Raw genomic sequence first — 1,608 nt, 5'->3', positions numbered from 1 at the left:
CGATTCTGTTGAAAAAGTAGGTTTAGCGGCGGCCTGCCGATCAGGTGTGCCTGCTGTCGAAGTGACTGCAAGCCACTTCAGGTTGCCTTTCGGCGTTTCGCTGAGCGTCCTTGCTCAGGCCTGAGGGTTAATTTGAAGGTTTCTGCTCTCAGCAGGCGTACCTATCCCGTGAGCGGTGGCCCTTGAGGCAAAAGCTTGGCCATGCGTCGCAGGTTCTGCACCGCCGCCGCCAAAGTGAATTCGTCAGTGGCACCTGTCAGGCCGCGCAGTCGTAAACGATCGAGTTTCATGATCCGTTTGAGGTGGGCGAACAGCATCTCCACCTTCTTTCGTTCGCAGCGAGAGACGAGGTATTCCGGTGTCTTGGCGATGCGCCTGGCCACATCGCGGGCAGCCTCATGGATACTGCGGACGATCTTCCGATTCGGCGTGTTGGGGCAGCATTTCGCTTTCAGCGGACAGGTAGTGCAGTCGGTTTGGCTGGAGCGATAAATGATGGTGTTGGCCTTGGTCACCCGCGATCTTTTCTGGGTGAAGGCGCGCCACTCACTGCGTAGTGGTTTGCCGGCTGGGCAGCGGTATTCATTGGCCTCCTGGTTCCAGTGGAAGTCGTTACTGGAGAGGCTGTCGTCCTTGCGCTCAGTCTTGTCCCACACCGGCACATGCGGCTCGATGTCCTTTTCTTCGACCATCCAGGCCAGCATCGGGGCGGTGCCATAAGCGGTATCGCCGATAAGGCGTTCCGGTGTGAGATCGAACTGAGCTTTGACACGCTCGACCATCGTCCTAGTCGAATCGACTTCGGCGGTACGGTGCGCCGGGGTAGCTTCCACGTCCATGATCACACCGTGCTCAGTGTCGATCAGGTAATTCGTGGAGTAGGCAAAAAAGGCCGGCCCACCTGGCGCTGCTGTCCAACGGGACTGAGGATCTGTGAGCGAAATTTTCTTGGGAAGAGCCTCAGCCAGCGCCTCTTCATCAAGGGCTTCGAGGTACTCGCGCACTGCGCGGCTGCTGAGCTTTGGATCGTTCCAATCGACCTCATCTCCCGCTACCCCACGTTGCCGGCTGGCATCCGCCTTGATGATGCTAGCGTCGACGGCAAAACCTTCGCCCTTGACTAGGCCGGCTGCCATGCAACGCCGCAGCACCTCATTGAACAACCAGCGGAACAGATCGCTGTCACGAAAACGCCCATGGCGATTCTTCGAGAAGGTCGAGTGATTGGGGACTTCGTCTTCCAGACCCAGCCGGCAGAACCAGCGATAGGCCAGGTTCAGGTGCACCTCTTCGCACAATCGCCGCTCGGAACGAATGCCATAGCAGTAGCCGACGACCAGCATGCGCACCATCAATTCCGGGTCAATCGAGGGGCGTCCGATGGGACTATAGAAGTCCGCCAGGTAGGCGCGCAGATCACTAAGATCCAGGCACTGGTCGATGCTGCGCAGGAGGTGTTGAGCCGGGACGTGATCTTCTAGGTTGAACGAGTAGAACAGGCGCTGCTGTCCTCCCGGTAACTGCCCCATCATGCTGTTCGCCCCCACGCTCGCTGACAGAGCAATTTTGCCAACGGCATGGAGAGGCCGCTACTTTTTCAACAGAATC

1 protein-coding gene is annotated in these 1,608 nt (G+C 58.3%); it reads right to left on the bottom strand.

The window, feature by feature from the left end:
• Positions 1–161: 161 nt before the first annotated feature.
• Complete coding sequence (locus HZR81_RS23480; RefSeq protein ID WP_003116647.1) at positions 162–1,532, bottom strand: IS1182-like element ISCfr1 family transposase; 1,371 nt, start codon at positions 1,530–1,532, stop codon at positions 162–164.
• Positions 1,533–1,608 lie beyond the last annotated feature (76 nt).

Origin of the sequence: Pseudomonas sp. LM13, assembly GCF_041381355.1 — a bacterium.
Classification (GTDB): domain Bacteria; phylum Pseudomonadota; class Gammaproteobacteria; order Pseudomonadales; family Pseudomonadaceae; genus Stutzerimonas; species Stutzerimonas frequens.
Note: the sequence above shows the minus strand (reverse complement) of the source record. Positions and strands in the feature narration are given on the sequence as shown.